At 32.6% G+C, this 25,300-nt stretch carries 23 protein-coding genes; 3 read left to right on the top strand and 20 right to left on the bottom strand.

All coding sequences use genetic code 11. The features are described 5' to 3' along the window. Positions 1-6: 6 nt before the first annotated feature. The 19 genes from ACJJVN_RS04505 to ACJJVN_RS04415 form a co-directional block, all read right to left on the bottom strand. Positions 7-939, bottom strand: coding sequence for a polysaccharide deacetylase family protein (locus ACJJVN_RS04505; RefSeq protein WP_405377274.1), 933 nt, complete (start codon positions 937-939; stop codon positions 7-9). Continuing rightward, entirely contained in the window at positions 936-1,748 is an 813-nt protein-coding gene (locus ACJJVN_RS04500; RefSeq protein ID WP_104515526.1) for a formyl transferase, read from the bottom strand. Before ACJJVN_RS04500 ends, ACJJVN_RS04505 begins: the two co-directional genes overlap by 4 nt. Then, positions 1,745-2,416: a cytidylyltransferase domain-containing protein gene (locus ACJJVN_RS04495; RefSeq protein ID WP_405377273.1), complete on the bottom strand. Its 672-nt coding sequence runs from the start codon at positions 2,414-2,416 to the stop codon at positions 1,745-1,747. The genes ACJJVN_RS04500 and ACJJVN_RS04495 overlap by 4 nt, the downstream gene beginning before the upstream one ends. A 56-nt stretch (positions 2,417-2,472) precedes the next feature. Continuing rightward, a complete protein-coding gene (locus tag ACJJVN_RS04490) occupies positions 2,473-3,276 on the bottom strand; it encodes a hypothetical protein (RefSeq protein WP_405377272.1) in 804 nt (267 codons plus the stop codon). Further along, the gene (locus tag ACJJVN_RS04485; RefSeq protein WP_405377271.1) at positions 3,245-4,870 is read right to left on the bottom strand and encodes a sulfatase-like hydrolase/transferase; all 1,626 of its coding nucleotides are present in this window, start codon (positions 4,868-4,870) and stop codon (positions 3,245-3,247) included. Before ACJJVN_RS04485 ends, ACJJVN_RS04490 begins: the two co-directional genes overlap by 32 nt. Before the next feature lie 77 nt (positions 4,871-4,947). Continuing rightward, positions 4,948-6,078 (bottom strand): glycosyltransferase, encoded by a 1,131-nt coding sequence (locus ACJJVN_RS04480; RefSeq protein ID WP_405377270.1) that lies wholly within the window; start codon positions 6,076-6,078, stop codon positions 4,948-4,950. A gap of 88 nt (positions 6,079-6,166) precedes the next feature. Next, positions 6,167-7,657: a hypothetical protein gene (locus tag ACJJVN_RS04475; RefSeq protein WP_405377269.1), complete on the bottom strand. Its 1,491-nt coding sequence runs from the start codon at positions 7,655-7,657 to the stop codon at positions 6,167-6,169. A 17-nt stretch (positions 7,658-7,674) separates the two neighbouring features. Continuing rightward, on the bottom strand, positions 7,675-8,733 hold the full coding sequence (locus ACJJVN_RS04470; protein WP_405377268.1) for a glycosyltransferase family 2 protein: 1,059 nt from the start codon (positions 8,731-8,733) through the stop codon (positions 7,675-7,677). Positions 8,734-8,753: 20 nt separating this feature from the next. Next, complete coding sequence (locus tag ACJJVN_RS04465; RefSeq protein ID WP_405377267.1) at positions 8,754-9,779, bottom strand: glycosyltransferase family A protein; 1,026 nt, start codon at positions 9,777-9,779, stop codon at positions 8,754-8,756. A 1-nt stretch (position 9,780) separates the two neighbouring features. Then, positions 9,781-10,629, bottom strand: coding sequence for a glycosyltransferase family 2 protein (locus ACJJVN_RS04460; RefSeq protein ID WP_405377266.1), 849 nt, complete (start codon positions 10,627-10,629; stop codon positions 9,781-9,783). Then, positions 10,629-11,450, bottom strand: a complete 822-nt coding sequence (locus ACJJVN_RS04455) for a hypothetical protein (RefSeq protein WP_405377265.1) — start codon at positions 11,448-11,450, stop codon at positions 10,629-10,631. Before ACJJVN_RS04455 ends, ACJJVN_RS04460 begins: the two co-directional genes overlap by 1 nt. Next, positions 11,447-11,617, bottom strand: a complete 171-nt coding sequence (locus ACJJVN_RS04450) for a glycosyltransferase (RefSeq protein WP_405377264.1) — start codon at positions 11,615-11,617, stop codon at positions 11,447-11,449. The genes ACJJVN_RS04455 and ACJJVN_RS04450 overlap by 4 nt, the downstream gene beginning before the upstream one ends. A 34-nt stretch (positions 11,618-11,651) precedes the next feature. Continuing rightward, positions 11,652-12,824 (bottom strand): glycosyltransferase family 4 protein, encoded by a 1,173-nt coding sequence (locus ACJJVN_RS04445; RefSeq protein WP_405377263.1) that lies wholly within the window; start codon positions 12,822-12,824, stop codon positions 11,652-11,654. Positions 12,825-12,835: 11 nt separating this feature from the next. Beyond that, positions 12,836-13,780, bottom strand: coding sequence for a class I SAM-dependent methyltransferase (locus ACJJVN_RS04440; RefSeq protein ID WP_405377262.1), 945 nt, complete (start codon positions 13,778-13,780; stop codon positions 12,836-12,838). Further along, positions 13,768-14,988 carry a polysaccharide ABC transporter ATP-binding protein gene (locus tag ACJJVN_RS04435; protein WP_405377261.1) on the bottom strand — a complete coding sequence of 407 codons (1,221 nt, stop codon included), beginning with the start codon at positions 14,986-14,988 and terminating at the stop codon, positions 13,768-13,770. The genes ACJJVN_RS04440 and ACJJVN_RS04435 overlap by 13 nt, the downstream gene beginning before the upstream one ends. Continuing rightward, positions 14,981-15,808 (bottom strand): polysaccharide pyruvyl transferase family protein, encoded by an 828-nt coding sequence (locus ACJJVN_RS04430; protein WP_405377260.1) that lies wholly within the window; start codon positions 15,806-15,808, stop codon positions 14,981-14,983. Before ACJJVN_RS04430 ends, ACJJVN_RS04435 begins: the two co-directional genes overlap by 8 nt. Next, positions 15,808-16,665 (bottom strand): ABC transporter permease, encoded by an 858-nt coding sequence (locus ACJJVN_RS04425; protein WP_405377259.1) that lies wholly within the window; start codon positions 16,663-16,665, stop codon positions 15,808-15,810. Before ACJJVN_RS04425 ends, ACJJVN_RS04430 begins: the two co-directional genes overlap by 1 nt. Positions 16,666-16,668: 3 nt before the next feature. Continuing rightward, positions 16,669-19,128, bottom strand: coding sequence for a polysaccharide biosynthesis tyrosine autokinase (locus ACJJVN_RS04420; protein WP_405377258.1), 2,460 nt, complete (start codon positions 19,126-19,128; stop codon positions 16,669-16,671). Between the two features lie 2 nt (positions 19,129-19,130). Then, positions 19,131-19,940, bottom strand: coding sequence for a polysaccharide biosynthesis/export family protein (locus tag ACJJVN_RS04415; RefSeq protein WP_405377257.1), 810 nt, complete (start codon positions 19,938-19,940; stop codon positions 19,131-19,133). A gap of 293 nt (positions 19,941-20,233) precedes the next feature. On the opposite strand from ACJJVN_RS04415, the gene ACJJVN_RS04410 reads away from it, so the two are divergent. Further along, entirely contained in the window at positions 20,234-22,120 is a 1,887-nt protein-coding gene (locus tag ACJJVN_RS04410) for an ABC-F family ATP-binding cassette domain-containing protein (RefSeq protein ID WP_405377256.1), read from the top strand. A 237-nt stretch (positions 22,121-22,357) separates the two neighbouring features. Here the strand turns inward: ACJJVN_RS04410 and rimO are convergent, their stop codons facing one another. After that, a complete protein-coding gene (gene rimO, locus ACJJVN_RS04405) occupies positions 22,358-23,668 on the bottom strand; it encodes a 30S ribosomal protein S12 methylthiotransferase RimO (RefSeq protein ID WP_405377255.1) in 1,311 nt (436 codons plus the stop codon). A 166-nt stretch (positions 23,669-23,834) separates the two neighbouring features. On the opposite strand from rimO, the gene ACJJVN_RS04400 reads away from it, so the two are divergent. Next, positions 23,835-24,512 (top strand): class I SAM-dependent methyltransferase, encoded by a 678-nt coding sequence (locus ACJJVN_RS04400; protein WP_405377254.1) that lies wholly within the window; start codon positions 23,835-23,837, stop codon positions 24,510-24,512. Then, positions 24,509-25,213 carry a VanW family protein gene (locus tag ACJJVN_RS04395; protein WP_405377253.1) on the top strand — a complete coding sequence of 235 codons (705 nt, stop codon included), beginning with the start codon at positions 24,509-24,511 and terminating at the stop codon, positions 25,211-25,213. Before ACJJVN_RS04400 ends, ACJJVN_RS04395 begins: the two co-directional genes overlap by 4 nt. Positions 25,214-25,300 lie beyond the last annotated feature (87 nt).

The raw sequence follows: 25,300 nt of genomic DNA, 5'->3' as shown, positions 1-25,300 counted from the left end.
TAATTGTTAATTGCGGCATTTGCCATATGGAAACTCATTACAATCATATCGAGGTAACGCTTGTTTCCTATTATGCAAATCATTTGATGTAATATCCCTAGATTCTACATTAAATGAAAACTGCACCTGATGCTTTTCTAGCAAGGTTTCTGTTTCTTTTGTAAAGGTATGAAATCCTCCATAAGGGTAACAAAATGTCTTTATATCTAATGGAACAATATGAGTCATTAAATATTCAAAGGAATCTAGTATTTCTTCTTCTTGTCTAGCAAGACTTAACTTACTCATGATTAGATGATTTACCGTGTGGCTACCTATGACCATTCCTTTTTCTTGCATCTCGATCATTTCTGTAGGTGATATATAAGTTTCAGAAAATAAGTGATCTTGGTTTTCAAAAAAATGATCCATTAACGCATCTAGAATAGACTCTCTATAGTCATAATCTATGTAATAATTTAATGTGCGTTTTACCAGTGCTGCATGAGCATCATTAATCTGTAATTGATAGGTATCTTCTTTAAAGGCGGTTATTTCTTCGTCCTTTAAATGCTTGTTTTCTAGAATTTCATTTAATTTGAGATACACTTCTTCACCACTGTACTTACCCAATAATAAGTGTATGCGATGTACATCTAGTATTTTCTGCTGTTGATGTACTCCTGTGTTGATATAAAACAATCCCCATAGTTTTCTTTCTAACAGAATGGGCATTACATATTTATAATGGTCTTTAAAACCATCGTCAAAGGTTAGAACGACACCTCGGACAGGTTGCCCAGTTTCTAAACTTTTCAAAAAATCATTTTTATCTACAAACCCATAAGTTTCTTCAAAAAAATCTAATTGTTTTTCAAAATCCTCTACATGTAGATTTTTAAAAAACGGCAGGTTTGTAGAGTCAGGTCTTACATAATGATACATAACTGCTTTCATCATAAGGCACTATTTTTTATAATAGGTACAAGAAGATCTTTTTGTTTTTTATCTCTTAAGTAGTTGGTAATTCCGCTTTCGCGAAAGCGAGAATACAACATCTCTACACTACTCTCGTCAAACATTGCGTTTTTATAAATCTTATCTTTATTTGAATCTTTAATTTGAGGCATAGAAATTAATCGATCATATTGATTAATTAGGGATGCACAAGTCTTAAAAGATTTAATAAGCAATCGATTACATATCACATGAAAAGTATCTAGCGGATACATATCTGGACGTATTTGATGTATCACTTTTCCAGTATCTATTCCTCTATCTATATTCATAAAAGTGACACCGCAATATTCTGGTTCATCATTTACAAATGGCCAGAAGTTAGTCCCACTACCTCGATAATAGGGCGATAATCCTAAATGTATATTTATAAAACGATCTGGAAATGCCTCTATCAAAGGCGCTTTGATTATAGAGCAACCGTATGAAATTATTAAATCTGGAGACAACTCAATAATTTCTTGAACGATCTCTGGATCATTAATAGCTCCTTTTTCAATATGTTTAGATTGTGATAGATCTTGACTATACGCAACAAATATTGAAAAGAAATCGATCTCTGTTTGTTCTCTAGCCTGTAAATGTTGAAATCTAAGATGAGACTGCTTTGTATCTTTAATTTTAGAAACTAGATTTCTTTCGATACTCTCGCAGTAAGTCCTGACTACCTCTATTCCAGGCTGCAACGAGATGTACATCTTGAAAAAATCATGACGCAATTCTCCAGAAGTTAAAAGTACAACTCTTTTCATGAGGCATGCATTTCTAGCATTAACTCAGCAAATTTAAAATCGGTGATATCATCTATATCTACTCTAGAAAATGGATGATCTACGACCATAGCAAAATTATGTTCTGCAAGAATGTTTCCTTCTAAAATCTCACTCACCTTTGTGATATAAAGCAGCCCATTTTCTCGATACAATTGTGGCAAATCCTGACTTCTTTGTCCCATAATATAGTTTTCTGGCACAAATTTATCGCCTACTATTTTACCGAATTTTTCTTTTAGAAAATCCACCGTCATTAAACTATCTACTTTAGAACTCTCAAAAGATTCTAAAGATTCTTTCAGTAAATTCCCTGGTCGCAACGGATTTGTAGGTTGTAACAAGATGACATTTTCATAAGAACCTGATAGGGATTCCAGAGTATGTTGCATCGCACTTATAACGGGCTCATGATCACCAGATAGTTCTGTTGGCCTTTTGATCACTTCTACGCCACAATCCATAGCCACTTGCGCTATCTCATTACTGTCTGTGGTAACGACGATTGTATCAATTAGACTACCAGCTAATAAAGCATATTGTATACTATGCTGGATTAATGGTATGCCATCTAATTCTTTTAAGTTTTTTCCAGGCAGCCTTTTTGAGCCACCGCGTGCTGGTATAATGACTAGGTTAGTTAGGTTCATTTACTGTGTTTACAAAGTGGTACATATGTTTAGCAAAAATTGTAGAGATTATCATCTTAATCATACCAGTTATTATCAGTTAATATAATTTTGATTTGCTTTTTATTTTTCACTTTATGAAAGAAATCTTTATCATTTATAGTCCATAAATTGACAGGAATGTTATTCATAGGTTCTTCAACTCTTTCATAGTATTTATAAGGCATGGAAAGAGAAGAGTATTCTCCTAGAATATATTTTAATTTATGACTATAGTTTCTTAAATGAGAAAGATATCTAGACTTAGATGGTGTAATCCACCAACTAGTATAAAAATTATTCTTAGTAAAATAACTAAGGTTTTTTAAATGAACAGACTCTATTAAAACAAAATCTTGAGAAACATTCTTTTTTTCTAATAACGAGACCAAATTTTTAAAAGACTCCTTCACTTCTGTTTCTTCTAAATCCTTTAAGTTTTTAAAATCTAACCAGTAATTATATTCTTCTTTATAAACAGTAAATACTGAGTCTAACTTTAATGGTTCGTTATTATGTAATTTATAGGGAAAATCATGTGATACGATAAACTCATCCATATCGACATCATAAATTACGTCAATTTCAATTCCTTTTGCTCCATTAGACTTTGCCTTTTCAAAACTTTCCATGCTATCTAATTCAAAGTTAGAATCTTTTATAAAACCGGCGTGAGACCATACTTTAAAATCTAAATTTGATAATCGATGATCTGAAATTACATATGTGGTCCATAGATCAATTACGGAAAGACCCATATATGCAAGAATGAATGGTGTTAATAATAACCCAGTAAAAAAATATCTAGGATTATTGCGTAGCTTGATATAAAACTTCTTCATACTTTTCTAATTTAGATAGTTTAGATATAGGATATTCTGAGAATAACTTTTTTAAAACCAAATCTGACATATCATGATGGTAGTAACTATTATTTTTAGGAGCTAACGATTTATTATTTTGTATTAGAAAAAAAATTGTCTTGTAAATATCATCTTCAAAGTATTCATATTTTTCTATTTTATTTATAACGGGAAGATGGTCACCAATTATTAATATTAAAGAATTTGGGTCAATTACAGCCAATTCTTCTATATATTTTGCTAATGCTTCTGTTCGATAGTAAATTTGATTGATTGATCTTTTAAATTTATCATCAGTAATGCTTTGTTTATCTTTCATAACATCTATCAAGATAGGGTTTATGGATGTATCTAAACTATTTGGAGAATGACCATACATGCCTAACACATAATTAAAAACCGGTTTATCAGGGTTTTCTTTAAATGTCTGTTTTAAAAATTGAATATTCTGATCTAATAAATCTGAATCTTTTATGAATCGATCCTGTTCCTTCTTCTTAAGATAAGTTTCACCAGATAAATAAAATTGATTTTTAAACCCTAAAGATTGATAAGCTTTATAAGAATTAAAAACATCAGGTGTTAATGCATTTGTTGCGATAGTTAAATAGCCTAATCTATTTAATTTGGAAGGCAGCGAATTTCGAATTTCGCTTCCTGTAAACAAGTTAAATTCTATGTTATCATATTTATTTAAAGCTGGAGCACCTGTTAAAACTTCAAATTCTGCTTGAGCCGTTCCACCTCCATAAACAGGTGAAGTACTTACATTTTGTTGAAATTTTTGAAATTTATAAAACATGGGGTTTATTGATAGTTCTAGTGCCTCAAACATATTGGGATCATAAAAACTTTCTAAAACAATAATATGTACGTTACTTTTCTGTAGCTTCTTTATAATAGGATCAGGTAGTGCTTCTACAGTTATGTTTTTCTCTTTTAATTGATTTAAAGCGTAGTTCTTTTTTGCATTTTCATATAGCAGAAAATTTAAATATCCACTAGATCTCGCACTCTTTTTAGAGTCCCATGTTTCATATGTAAAGTCTATACGCTCATAGATCTGGATATAAATAATAGGCTTTATTTTAACGATGAAGAAAATACTAAAAAACATTAAAAAGCATGTGATCAATTTGAACCTATTAAATTTAAGCTGGCTAAATGTCCAGATTAAATAAACCATTACAATTAATAAAATTAGAATTAAAATTGAGATATCGAACGTACTTAAAAGCTCTGGTATCTCTTGTATTTCTGAAGCTTTAGGTAATCTTTTAAATGCGATATAAAATTCATTTACAAAGACATAAAAAAATATGGTAGTAAAAAAAACTAAAATCATCGAACCTATATTTCTTCTCAAAATAAGAAGAAAACCAAAGCTTATAAATGCTATCAACCAAAATTCTAGTTTTATAAAATCTAATAATGAGTTACCTATTCCACCTCTGGTATATTCAAATTTATTAACCATATATATGCCAAAAAATTGAACGATTAAAAATAGTACAGTCACAAGCAAACTTCGCAACCATGTATTACTAAAGTTTATTTTTTTATTGAAATCCATATTGAAAAAGAATAATCTTTCAAATTTAGATGAACAAGGTCAGAATATTAAAAATCATCTCTTGAATTTCATGCTGTCTAAGAATAAATAATATCATAAATTTTTAAAACTTTTCTAGTAACAACTACTCGACTTAAATGCTCTTGAGCATAAGTTTGATTGTATTTAAAGGCATCAAGTAGAACTTCATTATTATCTAAAGCAAAGGTGATTTGTTCTCTTATTTCCATATGATCTTCACAATCTTCAATAAGTAAACCGTTCAATCGGTGCGTTACCACCTCAGCAGTAGCACCTCCAGGATTACTTTGTATAGGAAACGCTCCACAACATATGGCTTCTAACATGGTGTTAGGCATACCATCAGAGTTGCTATTTCCTATGTAAATAAGAGCTTTAGACATAAAATTTATAATTTGATCATGAGTTAACCATCCCAGAACCTGGATATCTATATTTGTCTCATTTTGAAACTCAAAAACATCTTGATTTTTTGTTCCAAAAACTACCACTTGATAGTCGGTCAGTAAATCCTTGATGGTTACTATCGCTTCTAAAACCGGTAATGCTCTACCAGATCTATTTTGATTTCCTTTTATGAGAATAACTTTTCTTTCAGATACTGTTTTAATTCTTTTTTGAATGTTTTCTAATTCAAAACCACCACCACCAGGAAAGGCACCTAAGAAATCTCCTTTAAAACCATGTTTTATTGCAATCTTATGATCTCTTAAACAATCTGTTATTAGGTAATCGACTCGTGGTAATACTTTTTGAATATCATTTAAATACTCTGGAATATTTTGATAATAATACAAATCGCTACCCCATGAAGAATACATCCATTTTACATTTTCATATGTATTCATTACCTTTAAAATAGGTGTGCATGAAATGTATAGAGCAAAACTATGAACGACATCTGGTTGTATTTCTAAAAGCGCTTTTTCAAATGCTGTTTCTACCGATACGTCTAATTTTGACGATAGAAACGAGAAGAATTTAGGGAAACGTTTTTTAATAAAAGATCTTCCTTTTTTCTTTAAAAACCCTTTTTTCCATCCAGTGACTTGAGTCATCCAACTCATGGCAGGAGAATATCCTTGATCTAATATATCAAACCAGTATATTTCATGACCACTTTCCCTCAACTGTTCAGACCAGCGAGTAAAGTGTAAATTATTCATGGAAACTAGGAGGATTTTCATACGGTAAATTTAAACATCTCTTTTAGAATTTCTTTATTGAAATGGTTATCAAAAATGATCATATAAGAAGCTAAACGGCATCCACAAATTAAAACTCTAAAGGATTAACTATTTTTCTACTTGACAAATTCTCATTCTTAACAGTTTCTAATATCAACCTCTCTAATTTATAATGAAATTCAATTTCTTCTTTATTCGCAAAAACAACTAAATCATTATCAATATAGCTTTTAAACACCTCTAACCCTACTGTATCAATTAGTATGGTTTTAACTCCTAATTCCCTTGCTTCAATTGTACAACCTGAGTAGTTTGTTATGTGCAGTAAGGATTCTCTTAAAACTTCAGGTAACGGAGTGTCACTAGGTCCTTGAATAGTGTATTTTTCTTTTCTTACATGATTTTCTTCTAGGTAACTTTCAACTAAATGTGAATCTTGAGAATTACTGGGATGCAACCTAAGAATCCATTTATACTTTGAATTTTCTATTAATTTTATAATATCCGGTGTGAATGTATTCTCTAATGTAAATAAAGGAAAGGTTTGTAACGTGTATAAAACGATCGGCTCCTTTTCTGAAGTATCTACTTTCTTGTTTTCATTTTGTGTAAAAGCTAACCATGGTTGTCCATAAACTTTTGCTATTGTATTCACCGGTATTGCCCATTTATTGATTTCTTGAGCAGACTCTTTATCCCAACACCAATATTCCTTAGGCATAATCGAGAATCCATTTTTAGGAATTTTTGACCAACTAGCATATGCCATATGCACCTCAGTCTGTGGACCATGCTGAAAATCTACCGTAGGAATACCTAATTTGTTTGCTGCATGCATGCAAGACCACATACTGTCAAATCCATAATAACTAACTGCAATAACTTTCTTTGTCTTAGCCTTAATTAGGTACCTCGTATAGAAATTTGAAAAAACTCTAATCTTAGTCGACCATTTTTCTAAATTAGAATTTTTGAGTTGATTAGAAATTTCAAATAATCCGTTATTATTTAAAAACTCCCTAAATCGATCAACGTTTTGGGTATTGTTAGATTCTAGATTCTTTAATGGATATAAAAAGCGAGTTATTTTGTATCTCTTATTATAAAAATCTAAGTACGGTGCTACTGTTTCCACAGCATTCTGGTTATAACAAGGACGCAAATGTTTCTTGATTTCAAATGTAAACGAATTCTTTTCTAAATCATTTACTGCAATCATAGAGTCAAAAAATCTATTAAAATAGATATCATTGTGAATTACCTTATGCATATCGAGACTCATAAAAAGCAACTCTCTCTTATCAACACCTTTAAGAAATTTATTAAAAGCTACAGAAGAATGCCATAATCGTTTCAATCGTTCTAATCTAGAAGAGCCTATTTGATCAACATGAATTGTTTTATTAACTTTTTGATGCTCTTGATTATTAACAGACTGAATAAGCGCATAATATAGCTTTACCCTAATATGAGGCCAGAATGGAATATCATTATACACCCATTTATCTACAGGATATTTATCTTCTATTTCTAGAATAAAGTCTTTAATAGCTGTATAACTGGTCACTTTTTCAATCATCGATATTTAGTTTGCCATTAAATGAGCACCTTTATAACCGCTAAATCTTTATCATACTCATAAAAGTACGGTCTATTGCGATAATGCAAGATAATCGTTTCTAGCAGTCTATCATTAACCAGATCCATATCTAGAACAGATTTCGTTTTTTTGTTAAGGATTTTTTTAATTTTATCCTTACTATTTTTTGAAACCTTGGTTATTCTTATCTCCACAGGGTTTTCTTGTGGCTGAACTATTAAGCTCGCAAATAAACCGGTAATTTCTTGTTGATAGTTTTCAAATTCCCAGATTTCGGTAGGTTCTTTTAAACGTGTATATGCAGCAGGATCACAGGTCAAACCCCATTGATCATCTAAGTTAACTTTTGTGATGTTACGCTTTCGCGAAAGCGTGTAATATTCATGATTCACCTTTTCTAAGTAGCTATGAAACGGTTGCTTACTTTTTTTATCTCTGTAACCCTTTGCATGCCATTGATGCAATAACAAAACATCTTCCTTGTACAAATTAGTCTGTACACCGATGCGTTCTAGACGGTCAAACATATCGGCGTCTTCGGCACCCCAATTGTGATAGAACTCATCAAAACCATTTATGGTTTGTAATTTCGCTGTATTAAAAATAGCTGTGCCGGTTAATCCACCTATAAAATCTACTTGATAATCACTGAATGCTTTTAAACTCTTACTTTCTTCTTCTTTTAAAAATCCATAAGGAAAATTAATCACCTCATTTTCTGAGGCTAGTATCAACGCCTTTTCTATAAATTCTGGATGCGCTATACAATCCATATCTAGCACCATAAAAAAGGTAGCTGTACAATCACGCAATACCATATTAATAGCACGCGTTTTATGGAAAAGTTGACCTTGCATAGGGCAAAGTATGAAATAAATTTTGGGAAAACTTTCTTCTAGTAATGCTTTAAATTTGTGTTGATAATCTATATCACTACCGTAATCTACAATGGTAAGCATAATGCTATCATTGAGCTGTGGATATATAGAATCTAGTGTCTTTTGAACAATTTCAAAAGCTCTATTTCTATTCACTATGACTATGGAAAGACTCATTTATTAATGTTTTCTAGGATCTATTTTATAAATTCAATGTCATTTTTAGATAGACCTTTTGTTCTGTAAAAAACGTCTAGTAATTTAAAACGAGATAGTACATTTTTAAAAAGTTTGATTTTAATTTTATACGTTAGTTTACGAGGTCTAAATTTATGATTAAGAATAGTAAAGTCTTCTTTTTCTAGAGGTAAAAAACTATTCAATAAGTCACTCATCCAGGGTTCTGGTTTATTCCCCATATGGTAAGCGTTATTTGACAAGGTCGCTAATCTATATCCATCACATAAAACTGCCGGCTCGTCAAGGTATTTATTTTCTGAATTTCCACCTAGAATAAAATCTGCATTTTCATAGGGCAAGGCTTTAAAAATAGAGGTATTATAAGTAACACAAAAATGGCCGTTCCCTACTACTGCTTTCTCTCCATTAATTGCAGTAAGGGTCATGTATTTAGTTTTATATTTTTTATCTAACCAGGGCCAGCCTATACTTTTTGCATATTGGGTCATAGCCTCTGGATCTTCTACGTCAGAAAAAGAAAGCTTATTAGAAAATAAATAGTCTGCCCAAATATTTGATGTTAACCTATTGTGGGTTCTGAAAATAGGAACAGGAGATACTGCGGCAGCTTTTTTAAAGTTTTTAAAAACGTTTAAAACTTCTTTATCCCATTGTGGGAGAAAAAGAACATCTGCATCGGTAATCGTTACAAAAGATGATCTAACATTTCTTAAAACACTTAAAATTGCATTTACCTTACCTATAGGTTTTGCAATTATACTCAGTTGATCTATAATACTTTGATGATGTAATTCTAACAATTCTTTTTCTATTGCAATAGATCGATAGCCATTTGCTACGAGATGTATTTGAGAATCATAGCTAGAATTAAGGCGCAACGACTTTAAACATAGTTTTAAAATGTCTAGAGTACCAGAAAAATACTCTTCCTTATTACTAATAAAGAAAGGCACTATGATCACATGATTGCTCTCCTTATTTTCTAGTCGTTGATCTCTGATAGGATTCTTTCCTTCTCGCATATTATTTTAGGAATAAAATTCTAGAAAACCTTTTCAAATTCCATTTTATAAGGTAGTGAGATATCATCTTTTTACCTTTTATTATTTTATGAGTCCCCCATTTTTTATGATATTTAAGTAGTCCATTAATCATCTTTTTATTTTCTACCAACCACCATCGATTCTCTTTAATTACATAACTGGGGACTTGATGTAAATTTACTTTTTCTTTCTCTAATAATAGCCCAGCATCTTTTATATAAGGTGTAGAATCTTTTGCAAGGTGATGAACTTTTGATGATAGAACTGCAGCATGTTTAAAACCTGAAAATTCTACTTGGGTTATAAAATCATTATCGGCAAAATAAAAATCAAATTGTTCATCAAATTTCTTAATTACATTAAAGACTCTTTTATGAGCAACAAAGCACCATCCCTTAAAATGTTTCTGGATTTGATAACCTTCTATAAAAGATATGTTTTCTTTATTGGTCATCCATAATTTATCTTCCTTAGGATCTACTGGAGAGGCTAGATCTAAATCGTATTGAGTAATCGATAGATCGATGTGCTCGAACCAATCTTTATAGAAAACTACATCATTATTTGAAAAACAAATTAATCTACCATTTGCATTTTCTAAACCGATATTCAATGCTTTATGAAAATTGAATTCAGAAAATTTATAAGGAATAAGAGTGGCCTTATTTTCAACTATTTGTTGGGCTTTATCTAAATCACCACTTTCTACGACAATTATCTCCACCTTATAATCTAAAGTAGTTTCTATGCACGAGGTAATAGCATTAACTAACATAGTTATAGACACATCATTGCTCACTCTAGATAAAAAAACAATCGATAGATCCATTAGTATTTATTAGTACCTAATAACTGATTCAAAGATTTTTTCATCTTTAATTCATCTGATCTCAACTTGAGTCTTCCTTTATCTCCATCTATATACAAGTTAGGAAGATGATGAATCAAATTATCTTCAAATTCAGAAATACAAATTAGTTTTTTCTTACCTGCAAATTCAAATATATCGGTATTCACTTTACATTTAACACTATATTTTTCTAGAGGCTCTACTTTTAAATTTAATTTCTTTCTTAATCGACGTAGGATTTTTTGTGAAAAACTACGCTCGTTGTTTACTAATTCCTTGAAGTTAATTCTAGAACCTATTTCAACGAGTTGTGACTTTGTTAAAATGAATGTTGCTTGATGAACATTATTAAAATGAGCAAATACTTTGTTATCGAACACTTCTACTGATTGAAAATCCCAATCAAAATCTAAATGATATGCAGGGTAATAATTACCTTGATCATTAAATTCATACTGAATTAAACCGCTTATTCTATTATCAGGCAGTAAGTTAGAATATTTGATATGGTTATCTAAGTGATATTCTTTAAATAAGTGATCGTTCTCTCCATATAAGAATATATCAAAGTCGTCTCTATGATTCCAGATCACCTCTCTACAAGTAAGAGGTAGTAACTGATAATCTTCTAACTGCATCACATTAACATGATCTATACCTTCTATGTTTAATGAAATATTAGACTGCACAATTACAGTAACCTCATATTTCTCAAAGTTGTTCAACTCTTTTACTACCTGTTCTAAGTAAGATAGCTGCTCAGATCCATAATTAACTAATACTGCTAATGCTTTTATCATAAAACGTAATCATTAATAAGATTTTTATTACCTACATTACTTCCGTCATACACAATAATGCACTTCCAATTTTCATGAGTCTGTTTACTAATAGATTCTAAAGTTTCTATAATAACATGTGCCCTATTATAAGTAGAAATTATTATTGAAATTAAATTGTCCTTCATTACTTAATGAATATAGATTAAATATTTAAAAGTCTTAATACAATAACCTCAATTTTGTTTCAAAAACATCTCTTCCATATTCTTTTAAAATATACTGTCGATTACTCTTACCTATTGAATCCCACGAACTCTTTAAAAATATCATTTGTTCTAATCCTTGAACCATTTCAGATGGTTCATTTCGAGAACATAGAATATTATCATCAGGTAATTCATAAGGAATTGAACCTACTGAGGTTGACACGATAGGTAACCCCATACTCATTGCCTCTAGCATAACTGTAGGTAATGCTTCATGCAAACTGCTTATAACTAAAAAATCAGATTGATTATACATCTCTTTTATCTCAAATCTATTTTTAGAACCAGTTAAAGAAACAAAATCCTGAATTGCCAATTCTGAAATGAGCATTTCTAAATTTTGTCTTTCTGAGCCTTCTCCTATAATAGTCAACTGTACCTCAACATCTTTTTCTCTTAATGACTTCAGTAATAGTGGGAGACTTCTTAAAAGGTTATCAAAACCTTTAACTTTTTCTAACCTACCTACGGCTAACATTTTTATTAAACTCTGTTTTTCTTTTACATTAAGCGCAGAAAAAAACTTATCATCAATTGGGTTATTTATTCTCTTAATTTTCTCTGGATTAAATCCAGCAGATAACAAAGCCTTAAAATTCCAAGTAGAGATTGCTATAGGTGTATCAACATGTTGGATTATCGGAGTATAAAATTGAGGATCTTGTGAAAGGTGCCTAATATCATAACCGTGAAAAGTGACATGAATCTTTACATTTTCTATCGGTCCAATAACTTTAAAAAACTCTCTAGCTATATCCCCAAAATGAAAATGTATATTTTCTATCTTATTATTCTCAACAAGTTTTTTAAACCTTTTATTGAGTATTTTTTTTTTGAAATCTTTTTTATGAAACTTAAGTAAAAGAAGATCATAAAAATTAAATGGATTAATTAATGACAGAAAAGCTTTAAATTTTGTCAATTCATAAAAGGTTCCTATCTCAAAAATTTTTACCTTAGATATAATGTCATGATATCCTTCTAACGCCTGCGAATTTGATTTTATCGTTTTTGCACCAACATAAACACTTTCTGAAACATTTAAAGCAGAAAGAATATGATCTCTAATAAAAGTCTCTGAAAGCTCAGGAAAAGAGTTCATTACTATCAGTACATTTTTATTCATTTTAAAATCAATTACAATTTCTTATACACTACAACACTATTTAAACCTTGATCTTTAATTAAGAATTTATAGATAACAAGTTTCAACTTAATTGGGAGTTTATTTATCAAATTAGTTGCTTTATTAACGGACTTGAGTGAAATAGCGACTTGATTCCAATTATTAAATTTTGCTATTTTCTTTAAAAGAAAATTATTAACTATACCTAGACGGTACTTGCGAGATTTAGAAACCTTAACCGATTCAAGAGATACCAGTTCTAAACCAAAAATATCTAAACTTTCAAATGATTTCTTAGTAAACCTAGATATATGATGTGGTGGTAAATTCAAAGTATGGTTGATACTAGATGTGTCATGATTATCATTATTCGGTACGGAAAAAATATAGTATCCATCTTTCCTTAAACATTTTACCCCAGCTTCTATAAAACTATATAAATCACTTACATGTTCATGAACATGATTACTTACAATAACATCATAAACCTCTTTGTTAGATAAAGAATGAGTTTCAACACTTTCATCTTTAAGTCTAACCCCTTTTGCCATTGCATTTTTAATGGCCAGATCATTGAATTCTAAACCTACATAGCTATTACAACTTATAACTTTTGCAAAATCTCCATCGCCAGCACCTACTTCTAAGACTTTATCTTTTTGAGTTATATATTTTTTAATCATTAAAAATTCAGGTCTCAACGGACTGTAATAATTATCTCTTATCTCTTGTAAAACTTCATAGAACTTATCATTACCAGCCATTCTAGGATCAAAAAACAAATGGCTACAATCATTGCATTTAAAAAAAGAAAAAGATTCAAGGTTGAAAAACTGAGAAAAATCTCTACCAAATGACTCTTGATAAATATTATTAATCAATTTTGAATCAAAAGTCGACTCAACTGACAAGTCATTTGATTTGCATAATATGCAATTTGTTTTTACTGAATCCATAAAGTGCTAAAGTAATTTTGTCCCCAATTCTTTTTTGGCAAGGTTATATTATAATTCCATTCCATAGAAAACTCGCAAACATTTTTCAATTCTTCTAAATCAAAAGTTCCATTTCCTATAAATAATGAAATGTTATAAAGACCTGGAACTAGAGTCATATTTTGAATCTCTATGACTACATCAGTTCCATTTTGTTTTTCAAATTTTTCAGAGGCTTGATGCATATTTGCTGCTGCAACTCTTTCTCCAAAATTATTTTCTAAAACATAACCAATAGTTATCGTATCATATTCTTTATAATCTAACTTTAAATGAATACGTAAATTTTGGTTATGATTAATGTTTTTCTCTTCTAATCGGATTTCAGAAATAAGGTCAGATTGTTTTATCTGCATATCATTCTGATTATTCGATGATATCTTTAAATAATCATTTATCGCGTCATTAGTTTCTCCTACAAAACTAATTTCTCCATTACTTAAAACAATAGTTCTCGTGCACAAACTCTTCACAGCAGCCATATTGTGACTCACAAAAAGCACCGTCCTTCCACTAGTATTAGAAATGTCCTGCATTTTACCAATAGCCTTTTTCTGAAATTCGGCATCTCCTACGGCCAGTACCTCATCTACCACTAGAATATCTGGCTCAAGAAAGGCAGCTACTGCAAACCCTAATCGCACGCGCATACCGCTAGAATAACGCTTTACAGGTGTGTCGATGTACATCTGACAGCCAGAAAACTCAACTATCTCATCAATCTTACTTGCTATCTCTGTTTTAGTCATTCCTAAAATAGCACCATTGAGATATACATTTTCTCTACCTGTAAGTTCTGGATGCATACCAGTACCTACTTCTAGTAAACTCGCGATGCGACCTTTAGTTTTTATAGAACCTGTTGTAGGGCTGGTTACTCTAGAAAGTATCTTTAATAAAGTAGATTTACCAGCACCATTCTTTCCAATAATACCTAGTATCTCGCCACGTTTTACCTCAAAGTTTATATCCTTTATCGCCCACACATAATCACTAGTGGCCGCAGCACTGCGATCATTTACAGCACCTATTTTAAGATAAGGGTCTTCTTTACCTCTTATCTTAGCCCAAAATCTATTTAAATCATGACTTAAGGTACCAGTTCCTACGGTTCCTAAACGGTATTGTTTAGAAACATTTACAGCTTTTAAAATAACATCATCACTCATCGCTTGTCGTTTTAAAAGGACACACAGCCAGTAAGCCTTGCTGTATATTATGAATTACCTGATTAGATGGTAATGAACTTTCATGATTCTTTATCATAGTCACCGCTTCATTTACCCCTATCTCATTCTTTATAAATTCTGGTTGATAAGTATTTAAACCTACAGACAATAAATAATCGTGATACTTAACACCATCACCATAAATATTATCTGAAAACTTGACCTGTACAGCCGGTATTTGATAAGCATGTGCCACTATAACACCGTGTAAAGAAGAAGATAAAATATGTTCACAACTTAGTATTTCACTAGTTGTTTCTTCTATATCGTTGGTATTAAAATCTATAATTTTGACACCTTTACTTTGCCCATAAAGTTTCTTTGCTATTTCTAGGTCAGTGATATGTGGTATGATTCCTAATGTATATTTTTTATCTACTTTAGGCTGATAATATAACGGTAATAAAAGTGCCGGATCTCCATAGACCTCTGGACACTCATAACCTAGTTCGAGTATTCGCTTTCGCGAAAGCGGACCTCTAACAGACAAAAATCTAGCACTAGCTATAGATTCATCTTTATGGTTAATACCACTACCCCATACCGTGCAATAGGTATTGATATGAGCGAGTACACTACCAATCGTTACATATAAATGACTAAATAGGTTTCTAATAGAAAATTTTTGAGCACGTACCCAAGTTACTTTTTTACCAGAAATTTTTTCTACTAGATATTTACCTAATAGATCGCCGTAATTTTCTTTCTGTTTTTTCTGGATAAAGATCTCGCTCCACCAGTATAGTCGTATTGCTGCCATTATACGGTGTCGATAAAAGTTTTTTCGGTTCTATTAAAAATTATAAGACCTACTAAAAAAGCAATAATCGCTATACACGAACTGATCCCTAAACCAGAAAAAGAAATATCACCTGTACCTAATAATAGGTTTCTATATAGTTCTATCACTTGCGCTAGTGGATTTGCTTCTATAATCCATGCCCAATCTGGACTTTTTATTTTTGCCTCGCTTAATGGATACATCACCGCACTTAAATACATTAATAGGTTGATACCAAAGGAAACTAATATAGTAAGATCTCGATACTTAGTAGTCATAGAACTCAAAATCATACCTACGCCTAATCCTAGCAAAGCCATATTAACTACTGCTAAGGGAAATAGCCAAAAGTATATAGATGGAACAATATCTCTATCTTTTACAAAAATGAAATACAAGTAAAAGATGACAAATATAAGTAACTGTATACCATACTTAAACAGTCCTGATAATACCTTAGAAGCCGGTACAATAAATCTAGGAAAATACACTTTACCAAATAAGCTCGCATTTGCTGTAAATGTAGAACTAGAAGAAGTTAGACATTCTTTAAAATAATTCCATAAGGTAATACCTGCCAGATTAAATAGAAATGGTGGTACACCGCCTGTTTTAATATCTGCAAATGTGTTAAAAACTAGCGTAAAAACCACACTCGTAAAAAGTGGCTGAATTAAAAACCATAAAGGCCCTAAAACGGTTTGTTTATAGACAGTGACAATATCTCGCTTAACAAAAAGAACTAGCAGGTCTCTATAACGCCATATTTCTTTTAGGTTCAGGTCAATTAATTTTCCTTTAGGCTTGATTTCATAAAGCCAGTCTTTATCTGACATAAATTAGCTCTTAAGTTTAAATATAGATCGTACGACTTTTTTAATTTTCATTAAAAAACCATCTTTCACATCATTTTCATGATATCCATTACCATAGGCTCCATAACCATAGCCGTAACCGTAACCGTAGCCATAACCGTAAGTACCTTTATCACTAAAGTGGTTAAATATAAAACTCAGGTTTTTTATTTCATCCCTTTTATATCTATCATTCACCATATCTAGCATTCCCTTTTTAGTATAGCCCTGACGTACCATGTAAAGAGATGCATCAGCATGTTTTGCTATTTCTAACGCATCTGCCACCAGGCCTAATGGCGGTGTGTCTAGAATGATGTAATCGTAATTTTTTTTAAATTCTTCTATCATGTCACCAGCACGCTTAGACATAATAAGCTCGCTAGGATTGGGCGGTACTGGACCAGAAAGCGCTATATCTAGATTTTCTATTCCTGCAGACCTTATAATATCATTTAAGGAGCAATCGTTTACTAAGTAGTTAGAAACTCCTAAATCATTATCGATTTCAAAATCATCAAATATCTTAGGCTTTCTTAAATCTAAACCTACCAGCAAGGTGCGTTTACCACTTAAAGCAAAAACAGTAGCAAGGTTGATACTGGTAAATGTCTTCCCTTCCCCACTTACACTACTGGTAACCATAATGGTACGTGAGTCGTATTGTGATTCTTGATCGTAAATAAAGTGTAAACTAGAACGTATACCTCTAAAAGATTCTGCTATCGTAGATTTAGGTTTGTCACGCACTATTAAATTAGTAGGATGATCCATTTTACCCACAACACCTAACACAGAAACTGGGCTCAGTTTTTCAAGGTCTTTAGGGCTATGCACATAGTTATCTAAAATAGTAAGTACAAAAGCGACTGAAATAGGAGCTGCAAATGCCACCATTAAAGCAATTAAGTAATTGATATTTGAGTCTTTGCGCTGTCCACCTCTACCTATATTTTTTGCAGCATCTATGACATAAATATCCGACACGTTTGCTGCTTTAACTAACTCTGCCTCTGCTCTTCTAGCTAGGAAGATATTATAAGCATTCTGTCTTAAATCAAACTGACGCTGTATTTTAAGATATTCTTGTTGTTCTTTAGGTAAGGTTTTAATCTGAGCTTCTATTTTATAAATCTCAGAGTTGAGTTGTTTTAACTCGCCATTAAGTTGAAGTTTGGAACTAGAAATATTTTCAAAAATAACTTCTTTAATAGCGTTGATATCGCGATCTATTTCTCTGAAAATAGGTGCGTCTTCTCTCATGGCAAACTGCCTGCGTTTACGCTCTTCAGATAATTGTATTAATCTGGCAACACTTCCTACTACACTACCTTCTGTAATACCAACTACTGTAGGTGCCTGTATGGCTGTGTAATCTGTTTTATCTCTTAGGTAATTGCGTAGGTTATTGTAATAATCTAATTTATTCTGAAGGTTAGTTCGCTGAAATTCAAAATCAGTAAGCTTTGTATTGAAATCACTATTTTGAACTGTTGCGTCTATTAACTGACTCTTAGATTGAAAATCTTCCAATTCATTTTCAGATGCTTTAATAGCTTCGGCTTGGGCTATAAGACTGCTATCTATGTACTTGATAGTGCTCACTGCAAATTTATTCTTACGTTCTAGCTCTCCTTTTTCAAGAACAACAGAACTGGAGTTGATATAATCTACTAATCTATCTTTATTAGAACCTCTTAAAGAAAGTTGTATGATAGAAGAACCGGTAGGTTTTTGAAGAATCGATATACTTTTATAACGACTTACCGTACCCCAGTAATCACCAAAATTAAACAACCATGTTCCTTTTTGAGTCGTACTGCTGGTCTTTTCTATAGTCACATGTAAAAAAGGCAGATCTATAGGCTTACCAAATTCAAATTTCTGTTTCCACTCTCCTTGTGGAATATCTACCTGACCTGCTTCTTTGGTAAAATAATTAAAAGCACTTGCTTTATTTGAACTAAAATTAGCACTTAACTCAAATTCTTTGTCGTTTAAAACATTAATACGTATGGAATTGCCTTTTATTTGCAAGGCATCTTCTACGGCATAAATAAAGAAAGGTGTTTGCTTATAGGCGTCTACATTATAATACTTACCTTCTTTAATGTAATTGATATAAAACTGAAGTTCGTCCACAACTTTCTCTGCATGAGAGCGTGATTTGAATTGAGTAATCGCTGTAGTAACCTTATCTGTAGTACCACCCCAATTAAAGGTAAGACTGGTATTGCTCGTAAATAACGGATTTGAATTATCCTTAATACTAATTAAGGATTCCATATCATAATAGGTCTGGATAAACTGGTTCTTATAATAGGCATAACCTATACCTACACCTAGGCAAAGTAATAACAACCACCACAAGCGTAACAATTTAGACAAAAACTGTCTTATATCAAATATACCAGTTAGGCTGTTAACTTCATTTTCTTCTTCCATGGTTAATTAGAGATATTGTTAATCAATAAAACAGTTCCTACTAACGCAGTAAACACAGATAATATAGTTGTAAAGGAAGACAAGCCAGTTGTACCTGTACCCAGGGCTTTTTGCGGTAAAGGATTCACCACGATCATATCATTAGGTTGTATGTAATAATAAGGAGAGTACACCACATCTATACTTGTTAAATCTAGCTCGTGTGTTTTCACACCATCAGGATACTGTCTTACTATTTTTACAGCGGTTAAATCGCCCGTAATGGGCACACCACCACCGTCTGCAATAGCCTCTATAATACTTACCTGATCTCTATAGATGTTTTTTTGTCCTGTACCATTTACCTCTCCTACCATAGTGTATCGCAAACCATCTAATTTTACGGTAACAAATAAATTTGCGTTTTCTTTAAAATATTCAGTCAGCAGTCTTTTTTCTATCAACTCACGCAACTCTTCCACCGTCATGCCTATCGCTTTTATTTTACCCAATTGCGGCACACGTATATCTCCATGTTGATCTACCGTATAACCTGTAAAATATAAACCAGCACCTTGAGTAGATCTTATATTACCTTCATCACCTTGTACGTTAAACATCTTTACCAGATCTGGATCTATAGGTGCTTTTATTTGAATAGAAAGTATATCGTTAATTTGTAAACGATAAGGTGGTTGTATTTTCCTAATAACGATCAAAGAATCGTTTGCGGTATTATTAGACTCTTGTAAATAAGTAATCTTAGATGTAGGTACGCAAGAACTCGCTATTAATAATAAAAAAAGTACCAAAACGCCTAACAGCTTTCTCATGTATAGAAAATAAAGTAAGCTGCAAATATAGAATTATTGAAGTAAAAATCTATTTTTGATTCCATTCATTAGTATATAATCGATACATATGTTAAAAGATGTATGATAATCTCGCTTTCGCGAAAGCGGAACAAACATAAAACAATCGAGACCACACTAGCCCATCACAGACTAATTTGAATAATCCTAATATAGGAATACCATCTCAAGAAGCGTCAAATTTTATGGGATGACCACACTATACTAACACTTAACACCGTAATATTGCATTTCTTAATTTAAGCAGGATTACCATGAATTATATAACTGTAGAAAACGTTTCCAGAGCATTTGCTGACAAAGTTCTTTTTAAAGACCTATCACTAGGTATCAACCAAGGACAGAAGATAGGTTTTGTAGCAAAAAACGGTTATGGTAAATCTACTTTGCTCAATATAATCACTCGCGCAGAAGAACCTGACAGCGGTAATGTAGCTTATAGAAGTGATCTAAGAATGGCGTTCTTATCGCAAGAACCTAATCTTAATCCAGAGATGACTATTGAAGAAGTAATTCTAGATAGTGACGTACCTACGATGAAAATCATAGCAGATTATGAGCACTCGATGGCAAATCCTGATGATGCTGACATGATGCAGAAAGCTCTAGATGCCATGGACGCGGCAAACGCTTGGGATTTTGAAACTAAGTACCGCCAGATTCTTTCTAAATTAAAACTGGATGATCTGACTCAAAAAGTAGGTAAATTAAGCGGTGGACAAAAAAAACGTATCGCCATGGCTATGGCTTTACTGTCAGACCCACAACTTTTAATAATGGATGAACCTACTAACCACCTAGATCTAGAAATGATCGAGTGGCTAGAGGCATACTTTAAACAAGAAGACTACACCATACTTATGGTAACACACGACCGTTATTTCTTAGACCGTGTGTGTAATGAAATTATAGAATTAGATCAAGGACAACTATACACATACAAAGGAAACTACTCTTACTACGTTGAGAAAAAGCAAGAACGTTTAGAAATAGCTCAAACTAATCAAGAAAAAGCACAACAACTTTATAAAAAGGAATTAACGTGGATGCGTCGCCAGCCTAAAGCGCGTCGTACTAAATCAAAATCTCGTATAGACGACTTCTATGTAATTAAAGAAGCCGCTCATAACCGTCGTAAAGATCATCAGGTAGAACTAGAGATTAATATGCAACGTATGGGAACAAAGGTTGTAGAATTACACAAACTGAGTAAATCGTTCGGTGATAAACATTTGATTAAGGACTTTTCTTATAATTTCATACGTGGAGAACGACTAGGAATCATAGGCAAAAATGGTACTGGAAAATCTACGTTCTTAAACATGGTTACTGGTGCACTTACTCCAGATACTGGTAAAGTAGTTATAGGAGAAACAGTTAAAATAGGGTATTACACTCAAGGTGGTATTGAAGTAAAACCTGGTCAAAAAGTCATAGATGTCGTTAAAGAATACGGTGAGTACATCCCTTTAAATAAAGGTAAAATAATCAGCGCGAGCCAGTTACTGGAGCGTTTTATGTTTGACAACAAGAAAAAGCATGATTTTGTAGAAAAACTAAGTGGTGGAGAACGCAAACGTCTTTACTTATGTACAGTTCTCATTCAAAATCCTAATTTCTTAATTCTTGATGAACCTACTAACGATTTAGATATCCCTACACTAAATGTACTAGAGAACTTCCTAATGGATTTCCCTGGTTGTATTATAGTAGTAAGTCACGACCGTTACTTTATGGATAAGATAGTAGATCATTTATTTGTATTTAATCAGTCTGGTAATATTACAGACTTCCCTGGTAACTACAGTGATTTCAGAGCTTATGTAGGTAATACAGACATCGCCCTAGATAAGGATGCCACCGAAGAAGAAAAACCAGTAGTCGTAAAAAAGATAGAAACCACAACTGCTGCCCCTACATCTGGACCGACTAGAGAGCAACAAAAAATGCTTTCTAGAATGGAGAATAAAATCAAGCAACTGGAAGAGTTAAAGAAAAAACTACAAGACAGTTTCTTAGATCCTAACATTCATGCAGACCAAATGACTGAAAACTCTATACAACTAGAAAAAACTAAAGCACAACAAGAAGAACTAGAGATGGAATGGTTAGAATTAAGTGAGCAAATTGCTAAAAACTGACCTATTTCACACCTTATTATAGATTTAAAACCTTCCTCTTAAAACAGGAAGTTTTTTTTGTTTTCTTGTTTCCGTTCCTCAGCCCTAAAGGGTGTGGAAACAAAGGCTTTTTGCTGTTTTGTTGTTTCCATTCCCCAACCCTAAAGGGTGCAGAAACATCCACAAAAAAAAGGAACAGAATAATTCCTGTTCCTTTTTGATATAAATTATTTAGTATTTATAGATGTTGCTATAAATCTATTTCTCATCTACAGGCACGCCAAAAAGATCAAAATCTTCTGCCTCGGTGATTTTTACATTCACAAAAGAGCCAACTGATAAATAATGCTTCTCTGCATCAATAAGCACCTCGTTATCCACATCTGGACTATCAAATTCTGTACGGCCTACAAAGTGATTACCACGCTTGCGATCTATCATCACCTTAAATTCTTTACCAATTTTTTGTTGGTTCAGCTCCCAAGAAATTTGAGATTGAATTTCCATGATTTGATTAGCACGCTCTTGCTTAACATCTGCTGGGACATCGTCTTCTAGTTTGTAAGCATGTGTATCTTCTTCGTGAGAGTAAGTAAAACATCCCATACGCTCAAAACGCTGGTCTTTTACCCATTGCTTTAAAATCTCAAAATCCTCCTCAGTCTCGCCAGGGTAACCTACTATAAGAGTCGTACGTATTGCCATCTCTGGAACTAACGTTCTAAATTTCTCTAGAAGTGCATTAGTTTTTTCAAAAGTAGTACCTCGACGCATCGATTTAAGAACTGGTGTAGAAATGTGCTGTAAAGGAATATCTAGATAAAAACATACCTTAGGCTCATTTTTCATTACATCTAGAACATCTAGCGGGAAACCAGTAGGGAATGCATAATGCATACGTATCCACTCTATTCCTTCTACTTTTGCTAGCTCACGTAATAATTCTGCCAGTCTTCTTTCTTTATATAAATCAAGACCGTAATAGGTAAGGTCTTGAGCAATAAGAATTAATTCTTTAACACCTTTTGCCGCAAGCTTTTCAGCCTCAGTAATTAGGTCTTCAATAGGTGTACTTTTATGTCCGCCACGCATTAAAGGAATCGCGCAAAAAGAGCAGGGTCTATCACAACCTTCGGCTATTTTAAAATATGCATAGTTTTTAGGTGTTGTAGTAACACGCTCACCTATCAGCTCGTGCTTATAGTCTGCACCCAGTGCTTTTAATAGAGATGGTAATTCTGTAGTACCAAAATACTGGTCTACATCTGGGATTTCATTTTGAAGATCTGGTTTATAACGCTCAGACAGACATCCAGAAACAAAAACCTGATCTACCTCTCCATTTTGCTTACGTTCTACAAAGTCTAAAATCGTATTCACCGACTCCTCTTTTGCATTATCAATAAAACCGCAAGTATTAATCACGACTATATTACCTTCTTCTTCATGCACAACGTCCTTACCACTAGCCTTTAACTGGCCCATCAGCACCTCACTATCGTACACATTCTTAGAGCAACCTAATGTAATTACGTTGATCTTATTCTTTTTTCTTGTTTTTGTTCTCATAAGCGGCTGCAAATTTACGACTTAGCCCACTACTATGTACGGTTAATGGTTGTTTTTATCTCGCTTTCGCGAAAGCGGAATTTTCATCAAACATAATCTCTACCATAAAGCTTCTTTTCTTTTCTCTAACTTTACTGCAAGATTGCACTGTAACCCAACACAAAGAATGGAGAATAATGAGAATGTATCGTACTACAATAAAATCGCTAAAACTTATGACAGCTCTCGATTTAACAATTCTTATGGTGATTTTATTCACCGTCAAGAACTTGCATTTTTTGACCGATATGTAGGAAAGCGCGACCTCAAAAAGCATCTCGATTTAGGTTGCGGCACAGGCAGATTTCTAGACTATGCACATTATGGTATCGATCCCAGTGACCAAATGCTAGCTCTAGCAATAGAAAAACATCCAGAAAAAGAACTAAAAGTTGCTAGCGGTACTGCCACAGGATTTGCAGATCAACAATTTGAGAAAATCTATTCCTTTCATGTGATGATGCATTTAGATCGTGAAGTGATAAAGGACATTATCAAAGAATCCCACCGACTTTTAAAACCTGGTGGCGCACTCGTCTTTGACTACCCATCAGATAAAAGACGTCGTTTAATCAGTTATAAAGCAGCCAACTGGCATGGTGCGACCAGTATGGATTTGAAAGATGTAAAAGAGTTGGTAGGAGAATTATTTACAGTAACTTACTCTCGTGGTTTTCTATTTTTGCCCATTCATAAATTTCCTGTAATAATACGATCGTGGTTTTATGGAATGGACCAATTGTTATGTCGTAGCTTTTTGAAATCCTACAGCAGTTACACAGCCGTAATTTTGAAGAAGAAATGATACGTAAACTAGTTCCTAAATTGTTAAAAATCAAATGGCAACTTTATAAAAGAAGTCGAAAAGATCGCAGTAGTGGTTTTTCAGATAAGATTGCAGTAACAAGATCCACGACATGGGATCTAAAGCACCGACTTACCGTCACACAACCTATTAAAAACAACGCTGGAGCTGCAAATAAAGTTCTTAACATAAAACTTGCATTTCAACATATAGATGGTTTAATTATCCAACCTGAAGAAACATTCTCTTACTGGAACAGTATTCCTGCGCCTATCGCAAAAAACGGATTCAAAAAAGGGCGTAATCTACTCTCTGGAAAACTACAAGAAGATTATGGCGGTGGTTTGTGCCAGCTTTCTGGTATGCTATACATTGCTCTGTTGCGAGCAGGAATAGAAATCGTAGAACGACATCATCATTCTATAGACATTTATACAGAAGAGACGCGTTACACACCATTAGGTAGTGATGCAACAGTAGTCTACGGTTACAAAGATTTGCGATTTAAAAATAATTTGAACCAACATATAGCTTTTCAAATTGAATTTAAAGAAGGAAAGTTAGATCTACATTTACTAAGCGATCACCCTATAAAAGAACAAGGAGTCACATGGCAACTCATCTCTACAGATTCTCATAAAATAGTGGAAACTAAGAATGGTGACGGAGAAGTTTTGGCCGTTTCTAGGTATAAGGTTTAAGTTTAAGTTTAAGTTTAAGTTTAAGTTTAAAATACCTTTTCCTCAATCAAAAGCAGCTTTCACTCATTCTTTCTTTACAAAAATTAT

Origin of the sequence: Nonlabens sp. Asnod3-A02 (assembly GCF_045063755.1) — a bacterium.
Taxonomy (GTDB): Bacteria; Bacteroidota; Bacteroidia; order Flavobacteriales; family Flavobacteriaceae; genus Nonlabens; species Nonlabens xylanidelens.
The sequence above is the reverse complement of the archived record's forward strand: the minus strand, read 5'-3'. Positions and strand labels throughout refer to the sequence as shown.

Coding starts and splice junctions, on each gene's coding strand:
- ACJJVN_RS04505 (WP_405377274.1), bottom strand. CDS start 939: ATGATGAAAGCAGTTATGTATCATTATGTAAGACCTGACTCTACAAAC.
- ACJJVN_RS04500 (WP_104515526.1), bottom strand. CDS start 1,748: ATGAAAAGAGTTGTACTTTTAACTTCTGGAGAATTGCGTCATGATTTT.
- ACJJVN_RS04495 (WP_405377273.1), bottom strand. CDS start 2,416: ATGAACCTAACTAACCTAGTCATTATACCAGCACGCGGTGGCTCAAAA.
- ACJJVN_RS04490 (WP_405377272.1), bottom strand. CDS start 3,276: ATGAAGAAGTTTTATATCAAGCTACGCAATAATCCTAGATATTTTTTT.
- ACJJVN_RS04485 (WP_405377271.1), bottom strand. CDS start 4,870: ATGGATTTCAATAAAAAAATAAACTTTAGTAATACATGGTTGCGAAGT.
- ACJJVN_RS04480 (WP_405377270.1), bottom strand. CDS start 6,078: ATGAAAATCCTCCTAGTTTCCATGAATAATTTACACTTTACTCGCTGG.
- ACJJVN_RS04475 (WP_405377269.1), bottom strand. CDS start 7,657: ATGATTGAAAAAGTGACCAGTTATACAGCTATTAAAGACTTTATTCTA.
- ACJJVN_RS04470 (WP_405377268.1), bottom strand. CDS start 8,733: ATGAGTCTTTCCATAGTCATAGTGAATAGAAATAGAGCTTTTGAAATT.
- ACJJVN_RS04465 (WP_405377267.1), bottom strand. CDS start 9,779: ATGCGAGAAGGAAAGAATCCTATCAGAGATCAACGACTAGAAAATAAG.
- ACJJVN_RS04460 (WP_405377266.1), bottom strand. CDS start 10,629: ATGGATCTATCGATTGTTTTTTTATCTAGAGTGAGCAATGATGTGTCT.
- ACJJVN_RS04455 (WP_405377265.1), bottom strand. CDS start 11,450: ATGATAAAAGCATTAGCAGTATTAGTTAATTATGGATCTGAGCAGCTA.
- ACJJVN_RS04450 (WP_405377264.1), bottom strand. CDS start 11,617: ATGAAGGACAATTTAATTTCAATAATAATTTCTACTTATAATAGGGCA.
- ACJJVN_RS04445 (WP_405377263.1), bottom strand. CDS start 12,824: ATGAATAAAAATGTACTGATAGTAATGAACTCTTTTCCTGAGCTTTCA.
- ACJJVN_RS04440 (WP_405377262.1), bottom strand. CDS start 13,780: ATGGATTCAGTAAAAACAAATTGCATATTATGCAAATCAAATGACTTG.
- ACJJVN_RS04435 (WP_405377261.1), bottom strand. CDS start 14,988: ATGAGTGATGATGTTATTTTAAAAGCTGTAAATGTTTCTAAACAATAC.
- ACJJVN_RS04430 (WP_405377260.1), bottom strand. CDS start 15,808: ATGGCAGCAATACGACTATACTGGTGGAGCGAGATCTTTATCCAGAAA.
- ACJJVN_RS04425 (WP_405377259.1), bottom strand. CDS start 16,665: ATGTCAGATAAAGACTGGCTTTATGAAATCAAGCCTAAAGGAAAATTA.
- ACJJVN_RS04420 (WP_405377258.1), bottom strand. CDS start 19,128: ATGGAAGAAGAAAATGAAGTTAACAGCCTAACTGGTATATTTGATATA.
- ACJJVN_RS04415 (WP_405377257.1), bottom strand. CDS start 19,940: ATGAGAAAGCTGTTAGGCGTTTTGGTACTTTTTTTATTATTAATAGCG.
- ACJJVN_RS04410 (WP_405377256.1), top strand. CDS start 20,234: ATGAATTATATAACTGTAGAAAACGTTTCCAGAGCATTTGCTGACAAA.
- rimO (WP_405377255.1), bottom strand. CDS start 23,668: ATGAGAACAAAAACAAGAAAAAAGAATAAGATCAACGTAATTACATTA.
- ACJJVN_RS04400 (WP_405377254.1), top strand. CDS start 23,835: ATGGAGAATAATGAGAATGTATCGTACTACAATAAAATCGCTAAAACT.
- ACJJVN_RS04395 (WP_405377253.1), top strand. CDS start 24,509: ATGATACGTAAACTAGTTCCTAAATTGTTAAAAATCAAATGGCAACTT.